General features: G+C 58.1%; 16 protein-coding genes. 4 read left to right on the top strand and 12 right to left on the bottom strand.

Going from position 1 to position 17,654, the window contains the following annotated elements:
• Both BJP08_RS05505 and BJP08_RS05500 read left to right on the top strand, forming a co-directional pair.
• On the top strand, positions 1-750 hold the full coding sequence (locus BJP08_RS05505) for an ABC transporter permease (protein WP_177221718.1): 750 nt from the start codon (positions 1-3) through the stop codon (positions 748-750).
• A 16-nt stretch (positions 751-766) separates the two neighbouring features.
• On the top strand, positions 767-1,576 hold the full coding sequence (locus BJP08_RS05500; protein WP_071568667.1) for a spermidine synthase: 810 nt from the start codon (positions 767-769) through the stop codon (positions 1,574-1,576).
• On the opposite strand, the gene BJP08_RS05495 is transcribed toward BJP08_RS05500, so the two are convergent.
• From BJP08_RS05495 to BJP08_RS05470, 6 genes are all read right to left on the bottom strand, one after another.
• The gene (locus BJP08_RS05495; protein ID WP_071568666.1) at positions 1,573-2,634 is read right to left on the bottom strand and encodes a glycoside hydrolase family 25 protein; all 1,062 of its coding nucleotides are present in this window, start codon (positions 2,632-2,634) and stop codon (positions 1,573-1,575) included. The genes BJP08_RS05500 and BJP08_RS05495 overlap by 4 nt on opposite strands.
• Positions 2,635-3,013: 379 nt before the next feature.
• On the bottom strand, positions 3,014-5,245 hold the full coding sequence (locus BJP08_RS05490; RefSeq protein WP_071568665.1) for a hypothetical protein: 2,232 nt from the start codon (positions 5,243-5,245) through the stop codon (positions 3,014-3,016).
• A 611-nt stretch (positions 5,246-5,856) separates the two neighbouring features.
• Positions 5,857-6,981 carry a cysteine desulfurase family protein gene (locus BJP08_RS05485; RefSeq protein ID WP_071568756.1) on the bottom strand — a complete coding sequence of 375 codons (1,125 nt, stop codon included), beginning with the start codon at positions 6,979-6,981 and terminating at the stop codon, positions 5,857-5,859.
• A 5-nt stretch (positions 6,982-6,986) separates the two neighbouring features.
• On the bottom strand, positions 6,987-8,141 hold the full coding sequence (locus BJP08_RS05480; RefSeq protein ID WP_071568664.1) for an SAM-dependent methyltransferase: 1,155 nt from the start codon (positions 8,139-8,141) through the stop codon (positions 6,987-6,989).
• The gene (locus tag BJP08_RS05475) at positions 8,138-8,995 is read right to left on the bottom strand and encodes an NUDIX domain-containing protein (protein WP_071568663.1); all 858 of its coding nucleotides are present in this window, start codon (positions 8,993-8,995) and stop codon (positions 8,138-8,140) included. Before BJP08_RS05475 ends, BJP08_RS05480 begins: the two co-directional genes overlap by 4 nt.
• 24 nt (positions 8,996-9,019) lie before the next feature.
• Positions 9,020-9,853: an ABC transporter ATP-binding protein gene (locus BJP08_RS05470; protein ID WP_255364770.1), complete on the bottom strand. Its 834-nt coding sequence runs from the start codon at positions 9,851-9,853 to the stop codon at positions 9,020-9,022.
• Between the two features lie 218 nt (positions 9,854-10,071).
• Here BJP08_RS05470 and BJP08_RS05465 point away from each other — a divergent pair, with 218 nt between their 5' ends.
• Together BJP08_RS05465 and glgB are read left to right on the top strand one after the other, a co-directional pair.
• On the top strand, positions 10,072-12,096 hold the full coding sequence (locus tag BJP08_RS05465; protein ID WP_071568661.1) for a maltotransferase domain-containing protein: 2,025 nt from the start codon (positions 10,072-10,074) through the stop codon (positions 12,094-12,096).
• A gap of 34 nt (positions 12,097-12,130) precedes the next feature.
• A complete protein-coding gene (gene glgB, locus BJP08_RS05460) occupies positions 12,131-14,335 on the top strand; it encodes a 1,4-alpha-glucan branching protein GlgB (RefSeq protein WP_177221717.1) in 2,205 nt (734 codons plus the stop codon).
• Positions 14,336-14,391: 56 nt separating this feature from the next.
• Here the strand turns inward: glgB and BJP08_RS05455 are convergent, their stop codons facing one another.
• From BJP08_RS05455 to BJP08_RS05430, 6 genes are all read right to left on the bottom strand, one after another.
• A complete protein-coding gene (locus BJP08_RS05455; protein WP_071568659.1) occupies positions 14,392-15,270 on the bottom strand; it encodes a tetratricopeptide repeat protein in 879 nt (292 codons plus the stop codon).
• A gap of 3 nt (positions 15,271-15,273) precedes the next feature.
• Positions 15,274-15,579 carry an MTH1187 family thiamine-binding protein gene (locus BJP08_RS05450; RefSeq protein WP_071568658.1) on the bottom strand — a complete coding sequence of 102 codons (306 nt, stop codon included), beginning with the start codon at positions 15,577-15,579 and terminating at the stop codon, positions 15,274-15,276.
• Positions 15,580-15,589: 10 nt separating this feature from the next.
• The gene (locus BJP08_RS11865) at positions 15,590-15,877 is read right to left on the bottom strand and encodes a hypothetical protein (protein WP_071568657.1); all 288 of its coding nucleotides are present in this window, start codon (positions 15,875-15,877) and stop codon (positions 15,590-15,592) included.
• A gap of 14 nt (positions 15,878-15,891) precedes the next feature.
• Positions 15,892-16,584, bottom strand: a complete 693-nt coding sequence (gene nucS, locus BJP08_RS05440) for an endonuclease NucS (protein ID WP_071568656.1) — start codon at positions 16,582-16,584, stop codon at positions 15,892-15,894.
• A gap of 45 nt (positions 16,585-16,629) precedes the next feature.
• Positions 16,630-17,103 carry a DUF2550 domain-containing protein gene (locus BJP08_RS05435; RefSeq protein ID WP_071568655.1) on the bottom strand — a complete coding sequence of 158 codons (474 nt, stop codon included), beginning with the start codon at positions 17,101-17,103 and terminating at the stop codon, positions 16,630-16,632.
• A 167-nt stretch (positions 17,104-17,270) separates the two neighbouring features.
• Positions 17,271-17,645: a F0F1 ATP synthase subunit epsilon gene (locus BJP08_RS05430; protein ID WP_071568654.1), complete on the bottom strand. Its 375-nt coding sequence runs from the start codon at positions 17,643-17,645 to the stop codon at positions 17,271-17,273.
• Between the last annotated feature and the right edge of the window lie 9 nt (positions 17,646-17,654).

Below are 17,654 nucleotides of genomic sequence, written 5' to 3'. Positions count from 1 at the left end.
ATGGACATGCTTTCCAACGAGTTTTCTAAACTTCGACGCACCCATGTCGCCGTAGTTCCCATCGCTATTCCTCTCATCTCCGTCGTCTTCGGTGCTGGTAACTACGCCGCCAACGCTGAGACACTAGATGCTGGGTGGGCCAGCTATTGGTCCCAAACGACGCTGTTTTACGGGATGATCTTCATGGTCGCGGGCATTTCGATTCTCGCTTCCGCAGCGTGGCGCGTGGAACACCGCGGTGGAAATTGGAACACGCTGCTTACGTCGTCACGGTCGGTGGCAAGCCTGGTCACAGCAAAGCTTGGTGTGATCGTCGCCATGACGGCACTTATGCAGTGCATCTTCATCGTCACCAGCATGGTCGGCGGTTGGGTCAGTGGCCTTTCAGGAATGCCACCGCTGGAGTTGCTCGCGTCGGCGCTGCTCACTGTGGTTCCTGCGGTCGCGGTTGCCGCGTGGCAGAGTTTCGCTTCCATGGTGATTCGAAACTTTGCTATGCCGGTCGCCCTCGGTGTGTTCTCCAGCATCGTTGCTTTCGGCGCTATCGCTGCCAGGGCTACGGCAACACAGTTTTTACTTCCACCCATCGGTGTGTCCACGACGCTGTGGATGGGTGGTACCGCAGTCGCTGGCTCGAGTGCATTCGAATGGAGCACGATATTCAGTGTCCTCACGAGCACCCTGCTGCTCACCGCAGTAGCGTGGCTTGCATCCGTCGTATACCTGCGCCGTGTCGACGTAAAGGCGTAAGGTACTCTCACTGTCCATGGCAGCAAAGAGTGAATTCCACGAAATCGATACCGGCGTCGCGGAGGTGCTCCACGAGCCGGACGGCTCCATGGTTCTCCTCGTCAACGGGGTGCCCAGCTCCCACATTGTCCCCGGTGATCCGGAACGACTGGATTTCGAATATATGAGGTGGATCGCTGATTTCCTCAACGACCAACAGCTTATCGACGTCCCCCGCTGGCCCAAACCGCGCCTGACACACCTGGGCGGGGCAGCCTGCACACTGCCCCGCTACTTCGCGTCCAAGTGGAAAGGCTCACGCAATACGGTCGTAGAAATCGACATGTCACTTGCCGAACTCGCCCGCGAACTTTTCGATATCCCCCGTTCGCCAATCGTAAAAATACGAGTAGGCGACGCCCGCGAAGTCACAGACAGCTTCAAACCAAACACGCGCGACATCATCATCCGGGATGTCTTCTCCTCAGCGATCACGCCCCGCAACCTGACCACAGTGGAATTCTTCGAGCAGGCGCGGAAATCACTGAGCCCGTCAGGAATGTATGTGGCAAACTGCGGCAGCCATGCGGACCTCAAAGAAGCGAAGGAGGAACTGGCTGGCATGCTCGAGGTCTGGCCTCATGTTGCCGCAATCGCGGACCCGCCAATGCTGAAAGGTCGCCGCTACGGCAACATCGTCCTTATCGGCGCAAACACTCCAATCGAGGCGAGCCCGTCGTTGACTCGCGAGCTGCTCAAAGGCGCCGTTCCTGCGCAGTTCAAGCATGAAAAATGGGCCCGCAGCCTTGCTACGAGCCCTCGCTACGACGCGCCAACCGACGCCTAGTGCGCCGCGTTATCCAGCAGGATCAGCAAGTCGCCGACCTGGTAGTCGCCGATCATCATGTTGCGTAGATCTTCCACTGGCAGCTCTCCCTGGGAAGCCAACCGCTGAACAAGACCCGCGATATTGTCAGCGTCCTTGATGTCGAACCCAAACTTTGCTGCTTCTGATGCAACTTGGGACGCACCCAACGCGCCGGCCGCCAACGCAAGAATCGCAACGACAAGGGCCGTGCTGTTCTGTTCAAGGACCTCAAGCTGATCGGAGTCCGGCGCCTGGAACGTCTCGAGGACACCACCTGCAGAGCGCAAGTTACCAGCCGCAAAGCCACCGAACTGAGCACCAGTGCCGTTAAACAGGTTCATATCAACAGTCGCCGGAATACCTGCGACACGGCCCGAGTCGCTACGCTGCCAGAACGTCAGCTTGTCCCAACCGCCAACTGGGCGTGGTGGTTGGTTCTGGTATGCGGCAAGCCACAGCGGATAGCTTGTAAACGCATTGGTGTTGTTCATCCGCTCGTACCAGAAATAGCGATACGTGTAGAGCATCGGACGCTTACCGGTAGCCCGCTCCAGCTCAGCAAGGAAGATCTGTGTCCACGCAGCCAGCTGCGTTGGGCCAAGGCCCTCATCAACCTCCAGATCAAGCACCGGCGGCAACTGTTGTGCCGGGCCGGCGTTAATTACATCCGCGAAGTGCCTCGCCTGCGCGATCGGGTCCATCGCAGGACGTGCGTAGTGGTACGCGCCCACTTTCAGACCGGCGTCTGCGGCCGCCTTGACGTCTTCCTCGTAGAACGAGTTCTTGTACGTGGTGCCCTCAGTGGCTTTCACAAAAGCAAAGTGCTGACCGCCAACCGTACCGGCCATCTTCCAGTTGATAGGCGTTCCACCAGGGCGCTGGTGATCAGCCACGTCAACACCGGAGATCAGACCAGGGATTGATTGAGCATCCGCATGTGTATTCAAAGACTGAGGCGCAACAACAGTCAGTGCGAGAGCAAGCGTCGCGGCGACGAATGCCGCGGTTGCAGCGCGAAGTTTAGGGACTAGATACATACGCGACACTTTAGTGCACACTAATCACATTATTCACATACGACATACCCAGCCCAACGGGTATCTTTATTTCACAAAGCCGCGTGTTGGCTGGGCACCGCATTCCGGCTTCAAAGCCCGGATTCTGGTGCGCCACCTGCTGATGCCCCGCGCGCCACTAGAAAATAGTTCCCACGCCCGGGAACCATTTTGCGTCTGGGGCCGGTTCCGGTCGACCAGCACCGGCGTTTCTCCAAGTCGCGACGGGTGTCTACGAAAATTGTTCCCGGTTTCACTGATCTTCGGGGAACTATCCTAAACCCCACACAACAACAAAAAAGGGGCCTGTGCCACCAGGAACACTCCCGGTATCACAAGCCCCACGGCCCACTACCCTTTGCTAGAAGTGCAGACCACCAGCCATCGCAGCAGCAACACCACCACCAATTAACAGCAGCAGTACCACAATCGGAGCAACAATCGCCGCGATATTTACCTCACCAGCAGTCGGCTCAGCAACCTTCGGTGCTGGACGCTGCGTGGTCAACTGCGAAGACTCATGCTTACCAGCCTTCACACTCGTTGTCGGCGCAGCCTGCGCATTGTGCTGCGGCTTACGAGGCGCACCAGCCATCGCATCACCATCAACATCAGCATCCATAACCGCGGCAACATCAAACCGGCCAGCAAACGCCTGGGAGCCATCCTCATTGACCACACGCACATCCAACGGCAACGACGACGTTTTCACCACACCCACCGTCACCGGCAACTCCACCGTAGTTGCAGACTGGCCTGCAACCGTGACAACCTGCTCGGCCTTACCCGACGGGTAGATCACCTCAAGGCGCATCCGGGCTGCATCCAACCCAGGATTTTGCACCTTCACGCTCACCATGTTCTCCCCACGACGAAGCTGAGGGGAACCAGCAACAGCAACCTTCGCGCTGCCCTGGGCTTCTTCCGCAGCCTGCATCGCTTCCTGCTGCGCGGCAAGTGCGTTTGCATCAACTGCGACCTTGTCAGCACCGATCGTGGAGTTGTAATCCTTACCAATCTTGCCGGTGTTAATCATCAAGTTGTCCCAGTCGGCTGGCACACGGTAGTCACCTTTGTAGCAGTCCATGCCTGGCTGGTTGCATACCTCTGGCAGTGGGCCACCAGAGACGGCTTCTTCATCCGAGTAGTTAAAGTGGGTGAACTGGTAGAGGTAGTTCATCACCGAGTAGTAGTTCGGCAGGTAATCCGACTGTGGAACCTCGTTGGCGAACTTCATCGAACCATTATGATTCAACCCCAAGGTATGCCCCAGCTCGTGCATGATCGTGTTACGCAGCTGATCATCGCTGCGCATACGCTCATGCTTGGCAACATAAAACGAGTTATCCGCAACCAAAGCCAAACCGGTACCCCAGTGGCCACGCTGCATCTGATCGCCAATAACACCAACGCGGAAGACTGCCGCACGAGCACCCAGCATCGTGTCAATATTCTCGACCAGCTTCATACCAGGCACCGTGCCCTCAAAGTAGTACGGCGCATAGGCTTCAGTCTGCCCACCGTGACGAGTCGGGTAATTGACAATGTTGGTGTACGTATCACCCGCATCAATGTGCAGGTTGACCCCGTACTGATCGAAGCGGTCCACCAACTGCTGCAAAATATCGCGACTTGGCCGGTAGCTTGCCGTCGACAGCTGCGCACACACATCAGCATCCGCACCCGCCTTATCGCACCCGGCCTGCTGCCACTGCGAATTCATCCAATTAAGCTGCAGGAACAAATCCGGACGATCAGGATCAGCACCCCACTGCTCAAGCGGCATCACCGTACCGTCATGTAAGGTAACCCCTTCACGCTCCCAGACATCCGGCAGACCGTCACCATCAGAATCAACAGCACTGTCCTGGGTTGCAACCTCCATATGCATGGTGGCAGTCAGACTGGCACCAGCATCAATGCGCTCAAACCAACGACCACGCTGGAAGCTGGCCCCTGCCGGGTCCACAAACCCGACCTCACCAGCAGCCGTAGTGCGCTGGAACGCATCGGCGACACCAGACGAGGTCGCATCATCAAAGGCAACCGCAGTCTCATAACCAAGCTGTTTCGGCGCAACAACAAACTTCCCATCCACATAGGAACCGGAAAGGGCAACCTGGGAGTTAATCTGGTTGGTCAGATCCGCCTGCACAAACGCCGAAGAATCCTTCATGTTGGTCACCCGCACAATGACATCAACACGATTGCCCGCAAAACGGAACTCACGCTCGACCGACACACCAGCACTCTGATCTTCACCACGGTAGATAACAACCTGGGTTGCACCATCACGGTGCGTATCCACCGTCACGCCAGACTCTAAATCCACAAGCGCACCATCGGCACGCAAGTCCACATACAGTGAGGACTCCTGGCTGCCAGCAACAGAGCGAGCATCCGTAAACTTCAACGTCGAAATACGACCCGGCTGCGTTACCGAGTTGTGAAAGACCGCACCCGGCCCGTCAGCGGTGACTGTAACCGACGAGTCAGCAACAGCCATCTCCGCGTGAGCAACCTGTGCACCATTAGCCACAACAGCCAACACACACGCTGCTACACACACCTTCCGCGCAATGCTGTTCATCATCGTTGTCACAATCCTTCAATCCTCTACCGCGCCACACCGGCTGGTGTACCACGAAACCCTTCGTTGTTCTGACCCCAAGTTTATGCACTGCAACTATACATGACCAATCAGCCCGAACCCACCCAACAAAACAGGCAAAAACACCACCGGAAAACCCGGATTGTTCAACACATCCAGCCCCACAACCTGCACACATAGCTTAAAAAACACTCAGGAACCAGCCTGGGGAACCAAACATGTTCAACAACCCCACCGACACCTGTCGACGGGTGTTCAACAATCAACCGTACCGCATAATATGCGACCTAGCGCAAGTTGAGATAAGAGAAAGCTAAGCAAATCGGGCTTACCAGGCACGACACGTGTCATTCGACACGTATCCAAGGGGCTATTAATGCACCCCGTTTTGATACCCAAAACCTTTCCCGGTCGGGTGTTGCCAAACTTGGGGCCTATCGGTGTGCAAGGCAGACCTTTTCGTGATCGTTGAACAGTTACTACCCCCGCGTTTTACCCCCGTTGGGTTGGGTCGAAAGTATGAAAGACCCGAACCAGCATGATGCTTGTACTGGTCCGGGCCCGACACTCAACGCCAACACGCAGCGAAAAACTTACATGTTCCCTGCTGCGCGGGCCTTCGCAACAACGTCTGCGATCTGTTGGACAAAGTAATCGATATCCTCTTGCGTGTTTGTTCGGCCCAGCGAGATCCGCAGCGCGCCCAAGCCAAGTTCTTCTTCTACGCCCATCGCTTCGAGGACGTGGCTCATCCGTGTCACACCGCTAGCACACGTCGATCCAGTCGAAACAGCAATGCCAAGCGTGTCGAGCAGCATGAGCATTGCGTCCCCGTGCGCACCGCGGAACATGAAGTGAGCATGCCCTTCCACTGCTGGTTCCTGGGTGGTGACGACAACATCCGGAACCTCCCGCCGTACGCCAACGATGAGCGCGTCGCGAAGCTGCTTGACGTGTGCGCGCTCGCGTTCCATCTCAGCACAGGCTTCCGCCAACGCCGCAGCAGTCGCCGCAGCGGAAGCGACATCGACCGTCCCCGGCCGCAACCCACGTTCTTGGCCACCACCGTGTATTGATGCCGTTGGCGCCGGCGAGCGTTTCGCCAGCAAAAGTCCGGTCCCGCGTGGACCACCAAACTTATGTGCGCTTGCCGCCAACGTTGTTGCGCCAAGCTCATGGAAATGAACGGGGACTTTGCCGACGGCCTGCACAGCATCGACGTGGACGGGCGTGTTCTGAAGCGCAGCTCTGCGCACGACTTCCTCAACAGGCTGGAGCGCACCGGTCTCATTGTTCGCCCACATCACGGCTGCGACAGCCGCCGGGGAGTCGAGCGCTCCGAGGTCCGCGAGGTGGCCGTCGTCACCTACTGGAAGCCAATCCACGTGCTCCGCTCCAAGCGATTTGACTGTCTCGAGTACCGCCGAGTGCTCAACTGGCGAGCACACCACCCTGTCCCCTTGCTTGCCACGCATGGCATCGTAGAGCCCTCGGACCGCGATATTATCGGCCTCCGTACCGGAGCCGGTAAAAATTACCTCGACTGGGTCCGCCCCAAGTAGCTCCGCGACCTGTTCCCTCGCATCGGCGAGCACCGCGTGGGCTTGGCGCCCCGCCGCATGCTGTGCGCCGGGGTTCAGAGCACCTGCGTGTTTCACCCAGGCATCGATAGCCACCTGGCGCATGGGAGTAGTTGCCGCGTGATCGAGATACTTCATGCGCACTACCCTACGCGGTGATGCTCCCTTGCTTCACAAATGTATGCAGTCGGGCTGGTGCCAGTACGAGCGATGAGCACGGCCATCTGGTGGCGACCTTTGAGCTTCAGCTTCTTTCGTAGCTGGTCTGGGTTGACATCAACACCCCGTACGAGGATCTCAAGCGCCCCTGCTTGATATTTATTCAGCGCTGCCTTGAGCCGTTTGAACGGAACTGCCTCTACAAGCCGAAAGCCGCTTGAGCCGGGAGGGAGTTCCTCACCAGTGAGAAATGCAATGTGTGGATCCACCATCCACAGCTTGTGCCTATGTGCCCAATGGCGAACAAGCCCGGCGCGAATGATTGCTCCATCCGGCTCGATCATCCAGGTGCCGGGTTCTGCGACGCTGATGTCGTCGGGCTCGTCCGAGCGCACCCGCTCGTGTGTTCCGTCCGTACGCAGTACTACGGCTTCTCTGATGCTCGTGCCGAAGCCGTCTGTGTAGAGGCAGGTTTCTTTGACTCCGCCGTCAACGGAGGCGACGCTGACAAGCCCGCCCCATTCGCTGTAGTCGATGCCGGGTGCGCACTTTACTGCGAGCTCTCGACCGCGGTGGGCCTCCACGAGGTCTGGCAGTGGCGGTAGGAGTTTTGCCGGGTCGGTGATGCGCCGACCGTTAGCGCGTCGTGCCGGATCAGCGACGATGACGTCGGCGCGACTGACTGGCCGAAGGGCGTCGGCCTGGCAGAGGAGCACGTGTGCGTCGGAAAGGTTTGCTTGTGCCATCGCGAGCCGTACGCGGTCAAGGTCAGAGCCGATCCAGGCAAGTTCTTTCTTTCTTATCGACGCCCCTTCGCTTCCAACCGAGCAGGTCACGTCGTGGACCGTTGTCGCCCCTATGTCGGCGATGAGCTGTGCCCTGTATTCGGCGACGAGTTGCGGTGTCGCTTGTTGCGCGGCATCGCTGTCGGTGAGCCAGTGGTTTGGCATTTTCCCGTGCGCGTTGCGCTGCGCGGTGAGCAATTCTGTGACGCCCCGAGCGTGGCCGCCGAATTCTTTCTCCAGTACTTTCCTGTCACGCATCAAGGTGTTTGGCGTGAGTTCAAGGTCCGGGCCAAGTGCCAAAATTCTTTGGAGGTTGTCCCGCAGAAACGTAACCTCGTCCAGGGTGAAGCTCATTTTGGTGTCCCGATCCTCTCGACTGGGTGCTCGTGGAAGAACTCGTAGTAGCGGGGGTCTTCTGCAGGGTCGCCGATAATTGGCCGTAGGTCAGCGTCGCGCGCGAGTTTGACTGCGTCTTCGAACGTGTCACAGGAGCACAGCATTTGGAGTTGACCCCAGGTTGAAGGCACGAACCGGACAAGCCCGGCACGCCATCCTTCCATAAGCAGTTCAGGAGAGAACCAGTTGGCGTCGTCCGCTTCGCCGGTTTCTGCGTCTGGTTCTTGGCCGGTGGGCGCTTGAGCGAGGAAGCTAAAGGTGTCGAACCAGTTTCCCCGGTGTGAGCAGCCCACCCATCGTGCGAATGGGATGAGGAGGTCGCTGCAGACGTTGAGATCGTTTTCCTGCAGCATATCGGTGAGGGATATTTCGTGTGAGACGAGTTTGAGTCGCTGGTCGTGGAAGGGCCGTGCGTCGCTGAGGAGGGTGCCTTCGTCGTCGACTGCCAGGAGCGTTCCGGTTTCCTCGAAGAGTTCCCGAACGGCGGCGAAGAGTAGGGCGTGTGCTTTGTATTTCGTCACGCCAAGTGTGCGTGCGACGGAGACCGCGGACTTACCGATCCACAGGTCGCCGTCGTTCCAGGCACGAGGTGGGAAGTCTCGGCTATCGACGCCGCCTCCGGGAAACACCGTCATGCCTGGGTAGTTCTTCATGCTCATGACGCGTTCTTGCATCCATATTTTGATGCCATCGGAGGTGTCTCGGACGAGGATGACGGTGGCAGAAAGGCGTGCTCCGTTGAACCCACTGGTTTCTGTGGCGTCGACGGCGTCTGTTGCGTTGACGGAAAATGCGCCGGTTTTACGGTACACGGTGCTCCACCTCCTCGCGTGGTGTTATGCGCGATGCGCACCACTTCGTGCGCTTCGTGCACGACGAGCATAGAACCGACCGTCGTCGTGCTGCACTTCAATGGGCTGATGATACGCTTGAGAGACATTTTCGCTGGTAAGTACGTCTTCAATAAGCCCTTGGGCGATCACGGTCCCTTCGTCGAGCAGCATGGCGTGCGTAAACCCATACGGAATCTCCTCCAGGTGGTGCGTGATCATCACCATCGCTGGCGCGTCAGGGTCGAGCGCGAGGTCGCCGAGGTACGCGATGAGGTCTTCGCGTCCGCCAAGGTCCATGCCTGCCGCAGGTTCGTCCATGATGAGGAGCTCTGGGTCAATCATGACTGCTCGGGCGATGAGGACGCGCTTCTTCTCACCGTCAGACAGGGTGCCCCACGTACGGTCGATGAGGTGCATCGCCCCGACCTGTTCGAGAACATCGAGTGCTTGCTCATAGTCGACGTCCTCATATTTCTCCCGCCAACGACCAACGACGGCGTAGCCCGCGGAGACGACGATGTCGCCGACTTTTTCACTTGCCGGGATCATGGACGCAATCGCAGAAGACGTCAGCCCGATTGCAGCGCGCAGGTCACGCATATCGGTCTTACCGATGCGCTCCCCCAGGACGAACGCGACACCGCGCGATGGAAACTCTTGGGCTGCAGCCATGCGAATCAGGGTGGTCTTGCCGGCGCCATTTGGCCCGACGATGACCCAGCGCTCGTCGAGTTCTACTTGCCAGTCGACGGGGCCAACAAGCGTGTTACCTCCACGAATAAACTCGACTCCTCGGAAGTCGATGAGCAGATCTGGGTCAGTGGTTGGTTCGTTCACGGCTACCATTCTGGCTTCTTTCTACTTCGGCGTCTACGTGGTGAGCAATACGAGCGGCTGAGCTCTCTATGTAACCATATCGTTGTATGAGAATCGCCACGGATGAAAGCGAACCCTTATGTCGGTATTTCCCATAAGAGTTAGCTAGTCTGAGAGAAGAAAGAGCACACCTATAGGTGTGTCCGACTTCCATCGGCTACATGTGAGGATAAAACGACATGGTTGCACGCTTTGGTATCGACGACGTTCGCCCTCAAATTTCAGGGCGAACTCTTCCGGCGAAGGCGGTGGTAGGTGAAGTGGTACCGGTCTCTGCCGTGGTGTGGAGGGAAGGCCACGACGCTATTGCCGCAAGCCTCGTAATTACGGATCCAAACGGAGAACAATACTCCATTCATATGCAGCAGGAACCGTACCGCCCGGATTACACCCACGCGGTGTTTGTCCCTGATTCCCAGGGGCTGTGGCGATACCGCGTTGATGCATGGAGCGACGTCATGGCGACGTGGCGTAATGCTGTGTCGAAGAAGCTCGAAGCTGGCCAGACGACCGAGGAGATGGCCAATGACATTGCCCACGGTATTCACCTTTTCGAAGCAGCCATCGCCCAAACTCCTGCACCAGACCGGGAGGTCCTGGAGCGCGCTGCTACTGCCCTCGGCAACCCTGCGCTTCCCTTGAGAGAACGCATTCTTGCCGGTTTGTCGGATGAAGTGCTGGAGGTGCTCAACGCGTTTCCACTTCGTGAGCTCGTCACCCACGGTCCTATTTGCGACATTTACGTAGAGCGGCGCGATGCGCTCGTGAACTCGTGGTACGAACTCTTCCCTCGCTCGACCGGCGGCTGGGATGAAGAAGGCAACCCGGTGCATGGTACCTGGGCTACGACCGCGAAGGCGCTCGATCGTGTCGCCGCGATGGGCTTTGACACCGTCTACTTCCCGCCTATCCACCCAATCGGCGAAATCAACCGCAAGGGAAAGGACAACACGCTTGTCGCTGAAGACGGCGATGTCGGTTCTCCGTGGGCAATCGGCTCCCGCGATGGCGGCCACGACGCCTTCCACCCACAACTCGGTGGGGAAAAAGAATTCTGTGCGATGCTCGAGCACGCGGACAAACTCGGCCTGGAAGTTGCACTTGATCTTGCGCTGCAAGCTGCGCCTGATCACCCGTGGGCAACCGAGCACCCAGACTTCTTCACTATTTTGGAAGACGGCACCATTGCGTACGCCGAAAACCCTCCGAAGAAGTACCAGGACATCTACCCGATCAACTTTGATAACAACCCTGAGAAGGTCTACGAGGAGATCTACCGGGTTGTCATGTACTGGGTAGGTCTCGGTATCCGCACATTCCGTGTGGACAACCCCCACACGAAGCCCGTGAACTTCTGGCACTGGCTCATCAACCGTGTCCATGAAACGAACCCAGACGTGATCTTCCTCGCCGAAGCATTTACCCGCCCGCCGGTGATGTACGGACTGTCCAAGGCAGGGTTCTCCCAGTCCTACACCCACTTCACCTGGAAGGTCTCCAAGGGTGATCTCATCGATTTCGCCGAGCACATGGTCGGCGTCGCAGATGTCTCCCGCCCGAACCTCTTCGTCAATACGCCTGACATATTGCACGCATCACTGCAGTACGGCGGACCCGCTGCGTTCGCGATCCGTGCCACGCTCGCGGCCACCATGAGCCCGCTGTGGGGCGTCTATTCCGGCTTCGAACTCTTCGAGGGCGAAGCTGTCGCCGAAGGCAGCGAAGAGTACAACCACTCCGAAAAGTACGAGCTTCGCCCACGCGACTTCCAGGCTGCCCTTGATAACGGCCAGTCCCTTGAGCCTTACATCACTTCCCTCAACCGCTTCCGCAAGGCCCAACCTGCCTTGCAGCAGCTCCGCCAAATTCGCTTCCACCACGTAGATAATGACCAGATCATCGCGTATTCGAAGGTCGATGCCATCTCTGGAAACGCGGTGCTCGTCGTCGTCAACCTGGACCCGTGGAACGCACAGGAAGGAACCCTGTATCTCGACGCGCCGGCAGTTGGCCTCGACTACGGTGCGCAGTTTGCGGTCCATGATCTGGTGACGGACGCATACTACGACTGGGGCCCAGAAAACTACGTGCGCCTCGCTCCTGAAGTCAACGTTGCTCACATTCTCAAGCTGCCTGATGTTGCACCTCACAAGCGAGAGGCACTCGCATTCCGACAAATTTCAGACCACGACTACCGCCCATAACAACCGCGACGTAACAGACGCTAGAAAGAACATTATGTCTGCAAACACAGTCAACTCAGCACTGCTGATCCCGGCACACGACCGGCACCGCCTCCTCGAGTGCAAACACCATGCTCCGCACGATTTCTACGGATGGCACGCAGCGCCCGAAGGTTCGGTGATTCGTGCCCGCTTCCTCGGTGCGACAAATGTCGAGCTGCTCATCCACGATGAAATCCGTCCGATGCAGCCCATCGGTGACGACATCTGGGTCATTGGATTGACGGACGCAACCGCGCCTGACTACCGATTCAGGGTGCACTATCCCGAAGGTGATCCGGTCACTGTGGCCGATGCGTACCACTTCCTTCCTACGCTCGGAACGCTCGACCTCCACCTGATCAGTGAGGGGCGCCACGAGCGTCTCTGGGAGGTACTCGGCGCCAACGTCCGTACCTACGAGACGACACTCGGTACCGTCACTGGTACCTCCTTCGCTGTATGGGCTCCAAACGCACAAGGTGTCGCCGTCGTAGGCGACTTCTGTGCGTGGAATCCAAACCAGTACCCGATGCGCGTCCTTGGTTCGACCGGTGTGTGGGAAATCTTCATCCCCGGCATCGAAGCCGGAACCACGTACAAGTTTGCGGTACAAACGTCCGACGGCCGCCGTATCGACAAAGCCGACCCACTGGCGAAGCAAACGCTTACCCCGCCGGAAACAGTCTCCGTGGTTGCGGCCCCATCCAAGTTCGTGTGGACCGACGAGGAGTGGGAGCAACAGCGTCGAGAAGGCGACCCGACAAACTCGCCGATGAGCGTGTACGAATGCCACGTGGGCTCCTGGAAGAAGGACGCCACCTTCCAGACGATGCGCGACGAGCTCGTCCCCTACCTCGTGGAAAACGGCTTCACCCACGTCGAGTTCCTCCCCGTCGCTGAGCACCCGTTTGGTGGTTCCTGGGGCTACCAGGTCACCGGCTATTATGCCCCAACCGCCCGCTGGGGAACCCCGGATGACTTCCGCGCCCTCGTCAACGACCTACACGCAGCGGGCATCGGGGTCATCGTCGACTGGGTGCCAGCCCACTTCCCGAAGGATGACTGGGCGCTCGCCCGCTTCGACGGCACCGCACTCTACGAGCACCCAGATTGGCGCCGCGGCGAACAAAAAGACTGGGGCACCTACGTTTTCGACTTCGGACGCAACGAAGTTCGCAACTTCCTCGTCGCGAACGCCCTGTACTGGTGTGAAGAGTTCCACATCGACGGCCTCCGCGTCGACGCCGTCGCATCGATGCTCTACCTGGACTACTCCCGCCAGCCTGGCGAGTGGCTCCCCAACCAGTTCGGCGGACGCGAAAACTGGGACGCCGTCCAATTCCTGCAAGAAATGAACGCGACGGTTCACCGCAACCACCCAGGTATCGTCACCATCGCGGAGGAATCCACTGCCTGGCCGGGCGTGACCGCGCTGACGGAACACGATGGCCTCGGCTTCTCACTGAAGTGGAACATGGGCTGGATGAACGACACGTTGGAGTACTTCTCCCTCGATCCGATTCACCGCTCGTATCACCACAACGAGATCACGTTCTCCCTGGTGTACGCGTTTTCCGAGCAGTATGTCCTGCCGTTTAGCCACGACGAAGTAGTCCACGGCAAAGGCTCGCTCTGGCAGCGCATGCCTGGCGATGACTGGAACAAGGCCGCAGGCCTTCGCACCCTCTTCGGCTACATGTTCTCCCACCCCGGCAAGCAGCTGCTCTTCATGGGCTGCGACTGGGGTCAGACGACCGAGTGGGACGAGGCAAACTCGATCAACTGGGACAACATTTCCGACGGCTGGGGCCACGAGTACCACCGAGGCATCCAGCAGCTGGTTCGCGACCTGAACCGGGTCTACGTCAACACTCCAGCGCTGTACGCGCAGGACAATGTTCCGGGCGGATTCCAGTGGGTCAAGGGCGACGACTCACAACACAACATTCTCGCCTACCTGCGTTGGGACACCGAGGGCAACCCTGTGTTGGCCGTCATCAACATGTCCGGTTCTTCGCAGCCGCACTACCGGATCGGCCTACCAGTCGACGGTGAGTGGGAACTACTCATCAACACGGACGCAGGTGTCTACGGTGGCGCTAACAACGACCTGCCACACACCGTGCATAGCGACGACGTCGAGTGGGATCGATTCCCGCACTCGATCGAGCTGCACGTCCCAGCGATGAGCGCACAGCTGTACAAGGTTCGCCGCTAAATCAACAAAGCCCGGGCCTCAGAAGTTCCTGCAAGTCCGGGCTTTTGCATGTTTCGTTAGAACAGTGCACTCGCAAGCTTCGTACGAGCGGACAATACTCGCGGATCGCTGGCGTCGAAAAGCCCGAAGAGCTCGAGCAGTCGCTCTTTCGCCTCCGGTGACTGCTTGACTAAGCACAACAGTCGATCAAACGCCTTCTCCGGCGCACCAGATACGAGCTCAGCATCAGCAGCTACCAACTGCTTCGCTACATCATCAGGGTGCTCCGCAGCATCAGCAATCGGATCAACCGCCAGGTTCGCAGGGTCAAGCCGCTTCACGACGGCCACCGTCGCCTTCGCCTGCGCAACCTCCTTATTGCCTGGATCCTCGCTCAACATCGCATCGTAGATCGCCGTGGCCTGATCGAAGTCGCCAGCTTGCATCGCTCGAGCTGCCTCTTCCAGGCGTGGATCCTCTGCTGGTGCTGCGTCCTCCACTGGTTCATCATCTAATCCTTGCAGCTGCTTACCAACACTGCTCACGAGCGCCTCGAGCCAGGGCTTGAGCTCTTCCTCCGACTGATCCCCCTCGAAACTCGTCAACGGACGCCCAGCTGCAAGCGCAAGCGTGGTTGGAACCATTCGTACGCCGAACGCCTGCGCAATCTGCGGAGTAGCATCCGCATCAACATATGCGTACGCGAAACCCCGCTGCCCTGTAGCGAGCTCGGTCAGCGTCGCGCGCAACGACTCCGAATCGGCCGAGCGTGCGCTACCGACATGAACAACGACCGGCACCTGCATCGAACGCTGCAGTACCTTCGCTTCCAGGTCAGCCTCGGTGACTGTAAACACAGGCACAAACCCGTCACGCTGCATTTCCGCGCGAGCCTCCGCCTGCTTCGCTACCTGAGCTAAATCAACGGCCCCTGCCGTAAATTGTGGTCCTGTCACGTCTTAGTTCTCCTCGAGATGCTTGTTCAAGGACTCCATCTTCTGGTGGAGCATATCTGTGAACCCACGACGGATATCCGCCTTAATCACCAGCGAAACACGCGGAGATACTTCCTCCACTGCCTGCGTCGCACGCTTAATTACGTCCATCACTTCGTCCCATTCACCCTCAATGGTGGTGAACATGGCTGTCGTCTCGTTTGGTAGTCCCGATTCGCGAACTACTTTCACGGCGCGGGCCACGGCCTGCGACATCTCCGCGTTCGGTGTATCAGTGACGGCTGGTGCTACTGAAAATGCTGCAATCATGCCTCATACCCTACCGCTTCGACCAACAATGTTTATGCCAGTGTCGGCGATCATCCGCGCCGCGTCCCACTTCCTTCGGCCACGCAACGACATGCGCTACTCCCGGAGGGATGTTCTGATTACACCCCGGGCACACGTAGAACTTCCGAGCTGCGGAAGAGCCGATCTGTCGCACTTTGTAAATCTCACCATGCGCCCACTGCGGGCCTTCCATTTCCTGGGTGCCAATAAAGGTGGACCCATCGCGCGGGAGTATATAGCTCGGCTGGATGTTGTGACGCCGGTTTCTTCGCGGCACTATTGCATCGCTCCCTAAAACAAACGAAGCTCGTCAGATTCGATTCCGCGCAGGTCGTCATAGTCCAGCACGATGCAGCGAAAACCACGATCTTCCGCGAGTGTGCGGGCCTGTGGCTTAATCTCCTGCGCAGCGAACACACCCTGTACTGGACGAAGGACGCTATCACGGTTCAGCAGTTCCACATACCGGGTAAGCTGTTCGACACCATCAATTCCACCACGGCGTTTTACCTCAACAGCTACAGTCTTGCCATCTGCATCTTTCGCCAACAGGTCGACCGGACCAATCGCAGTCGGGTATTCACGACGCACCAACGTGTAGCCTTCCCCCAGCGTGGAAATGTGCTCAGCCAACAGCTCCTGCAGATGCGACTCCACACCGTCCTTCACCAAGCCAGGATCTTCCCCCAGCTCCACGCTAGTGTCAGCGACGATCTCCTCAACCGTGATACGAAGCTGCTCGCCCTTGGGGTTCTCAACGATCCACAACTCGTCACCCGTGTCTTCCCCATCGATATCCACGACGGACTGCTCACGGATCGTGCACGGAGGCGTCATCCAATTCAAAGGCTTGTACGCACGGTCGTCTGCATGGATGGAAACAGATCCATCAGCCTTCATCAAAATGAGGCGAAGCGCAGACGGCAAATGCGCATCGAGGCGACCAACATAATCTACTGAACAGCGAGCAATGACAAGACGCATGGATACAAGGCTACAGCTCGATCAGAACTGTGCAGAATCCTCCCGCTAAAGACGAGGATCGCGGCCACGGTCACGCAGCACACGGCGACGCAACGCCTCGTAGTCGACTTTCTCCTGTCGCTCATCGGGAGCAGATTCAATCCAAGAAATCAACGCCATCTGTGCATGCTTCTGGCCCGCAAATTCGATGTCCCCCTCATGACCATGAAGCAGCACCGCTTCCTTAATTCCCGGCATAAACGATTGTTCTTCTTGCGTGAGCGCTCGCATTCCCTCGAAACTCGTCTGTGTCCGCTCGATGCACATGTCGTACTGGAATGACAACGACCGCAGTTTGTAAAAGCGAAGCTCTTCCCCGTGATAGATCAGCACCCCATGACGCCAGCCGTGGACCCCAGTTGCGGGAAGCAGGCGAAACAGCCCAATCGCTCCCGAATTACGGAACATCAAGAAGCGCCATACGCAGACGGTGATGACAAAAATCACGAAGCATAAGGCCACGTACAGTAAAACGATCACGTTGCACCTCTGCTTCGCTTGAAAGACAGTACTAGGATATGCGCTTCATTCTAGCCTCCAACACGTGCAGCGCAAGCAGAAGATAAAAGGAAAACCCCACTGCATAAGCAGCGGGGTTTCACACGGTTGAGCGTGGCGCTCTACCTTCCTCCTACGCGGTGACCGCGTTAGCGAGATTCACTGCGACGGACAGCAGCAAGCTCAGCCTCTGCGCGAGACTTCACAAGCGCGTCATCGATGTTTTGAAGCTCAGCCTGTGCCGCGTCACGATTCACTTCGTGAGCGAAGATGGCGTAATCCGCAAGAATGGTCACCTTGTCACCTTGCACGGAAAGGAACCCACCCTGGACGGCTGCGACAATTCGCTCGCCGTCGATAGGGCGGATGGTCACGACACCGTTGTCCTTGAGCTGGCCAAGGAGCGGCTCGTGGCCAGGCAGAATGCCGATCTCACCTTCGGTGGTCTGAGCGGTCACGATGCTCGCTGGACCTTTCCAGAGCATACGGTCTACTGAGACCAATTGAGCGGTAAGTTCAGCCATTATTGCCTC

Source organism: Corynebacterium sp. NML140438, from assembly GCF_001875725.1.
Classification (GTDB): domain Bacteria; phylum Actinomycetota; class Actinomycetes; order Mycobacteriales; family Mycobacteriaceae; genus Corynebacterium.
The sequence above is the reverse complement of the archived record's forward strand: the minus strand, read 5'-3'. Positions and strand labels throughout refer to the sequence as shown.

What these genes read in the sequence shown, in the direction of transcription:
- BJP08_RS05505 (WP_177221718.1), top strand. Translation starts at nt 1, where the DNA reads ATGGACATGCTTTCCAACGAGTTTTCTAAACTTCGACGCACCCATGTC.
- BJP08_RS05500 (WP_071568667.1), top strand. Translation starts at nt 767, where the DNA reads ATGGCAGCAAAGAGTGAATTCCACGAAATCGATACCGGCGTCGCGGAG.
- BJP08_RS05495 (WP_071568666.1), bottom strand. Translation starts at nt 2,634, where the DNA reads ATGTATCTAGTCCCTAAACTTCGCGCTGCAACCGCGGCATTCGTCGCC.
- BJP08_RS05490 (WP_071568665.1), bottom strand. Translation starts at nt 5,245, where the DNA reads ATGATGAACAGCATTGCGCGGAAGGTGTGTGTAGCAGCGTGTGTGTTG.
- BJP08_RS05485 (WP_071568756.1), bottom strand. Translation starts at nt 6,981, where the DNA reads ATGAAGTATCTCGATCACGCGGCAACTACTCCCATGCGCCAGGTGGCT.
- BJP08_RS05480 (WP_071568664.1), bottom strand. Translation starts at nt 8,141, where the DNA reads ATGAGCTTCACCCTGGACGAGGTTACGTTTCTGCGGGACAACCTCCAA.
- BJP08_RS05465 (WP_071568661.1), top strand. Translation starts at nt 10,072, where the DNA reads ATGGTTGCACGCTTTGGTATCGACGACGTTCGCCCTCAAATTTCAGGG.
- glgB (WP_177221717.1), top strand. Translation starts at nt 12,131, where the DNA reads ATGTCTGCAAACACAGTCAACTCAGCACTGCTGATCCCGGCACACGAC.
- BJP08_RS05450 (WP_071568658.1), bottom strand. Translation starts at nt 15,579, where the DNA reads ATGATTGCAGCATTTTCAGTAGCACCAGCCGTCACTGATACACCGAAC.
- nucS (WP_071568656.1), bottom strand. Translation starts at nt 16,584, where the DNA reads ATGCGTCTTGTCATTGCTCGCTGTTCAGTAGATTATGTTGGTCGCCTC.
- BJP08_RS05430 (WP_071568654.1), bottom strand. Translation starts at nt 17,645, where the DNA reads ATGGCTGAACTTACCGCTCAATTGGTCTCAGTAGACCGTATGCTCTGG.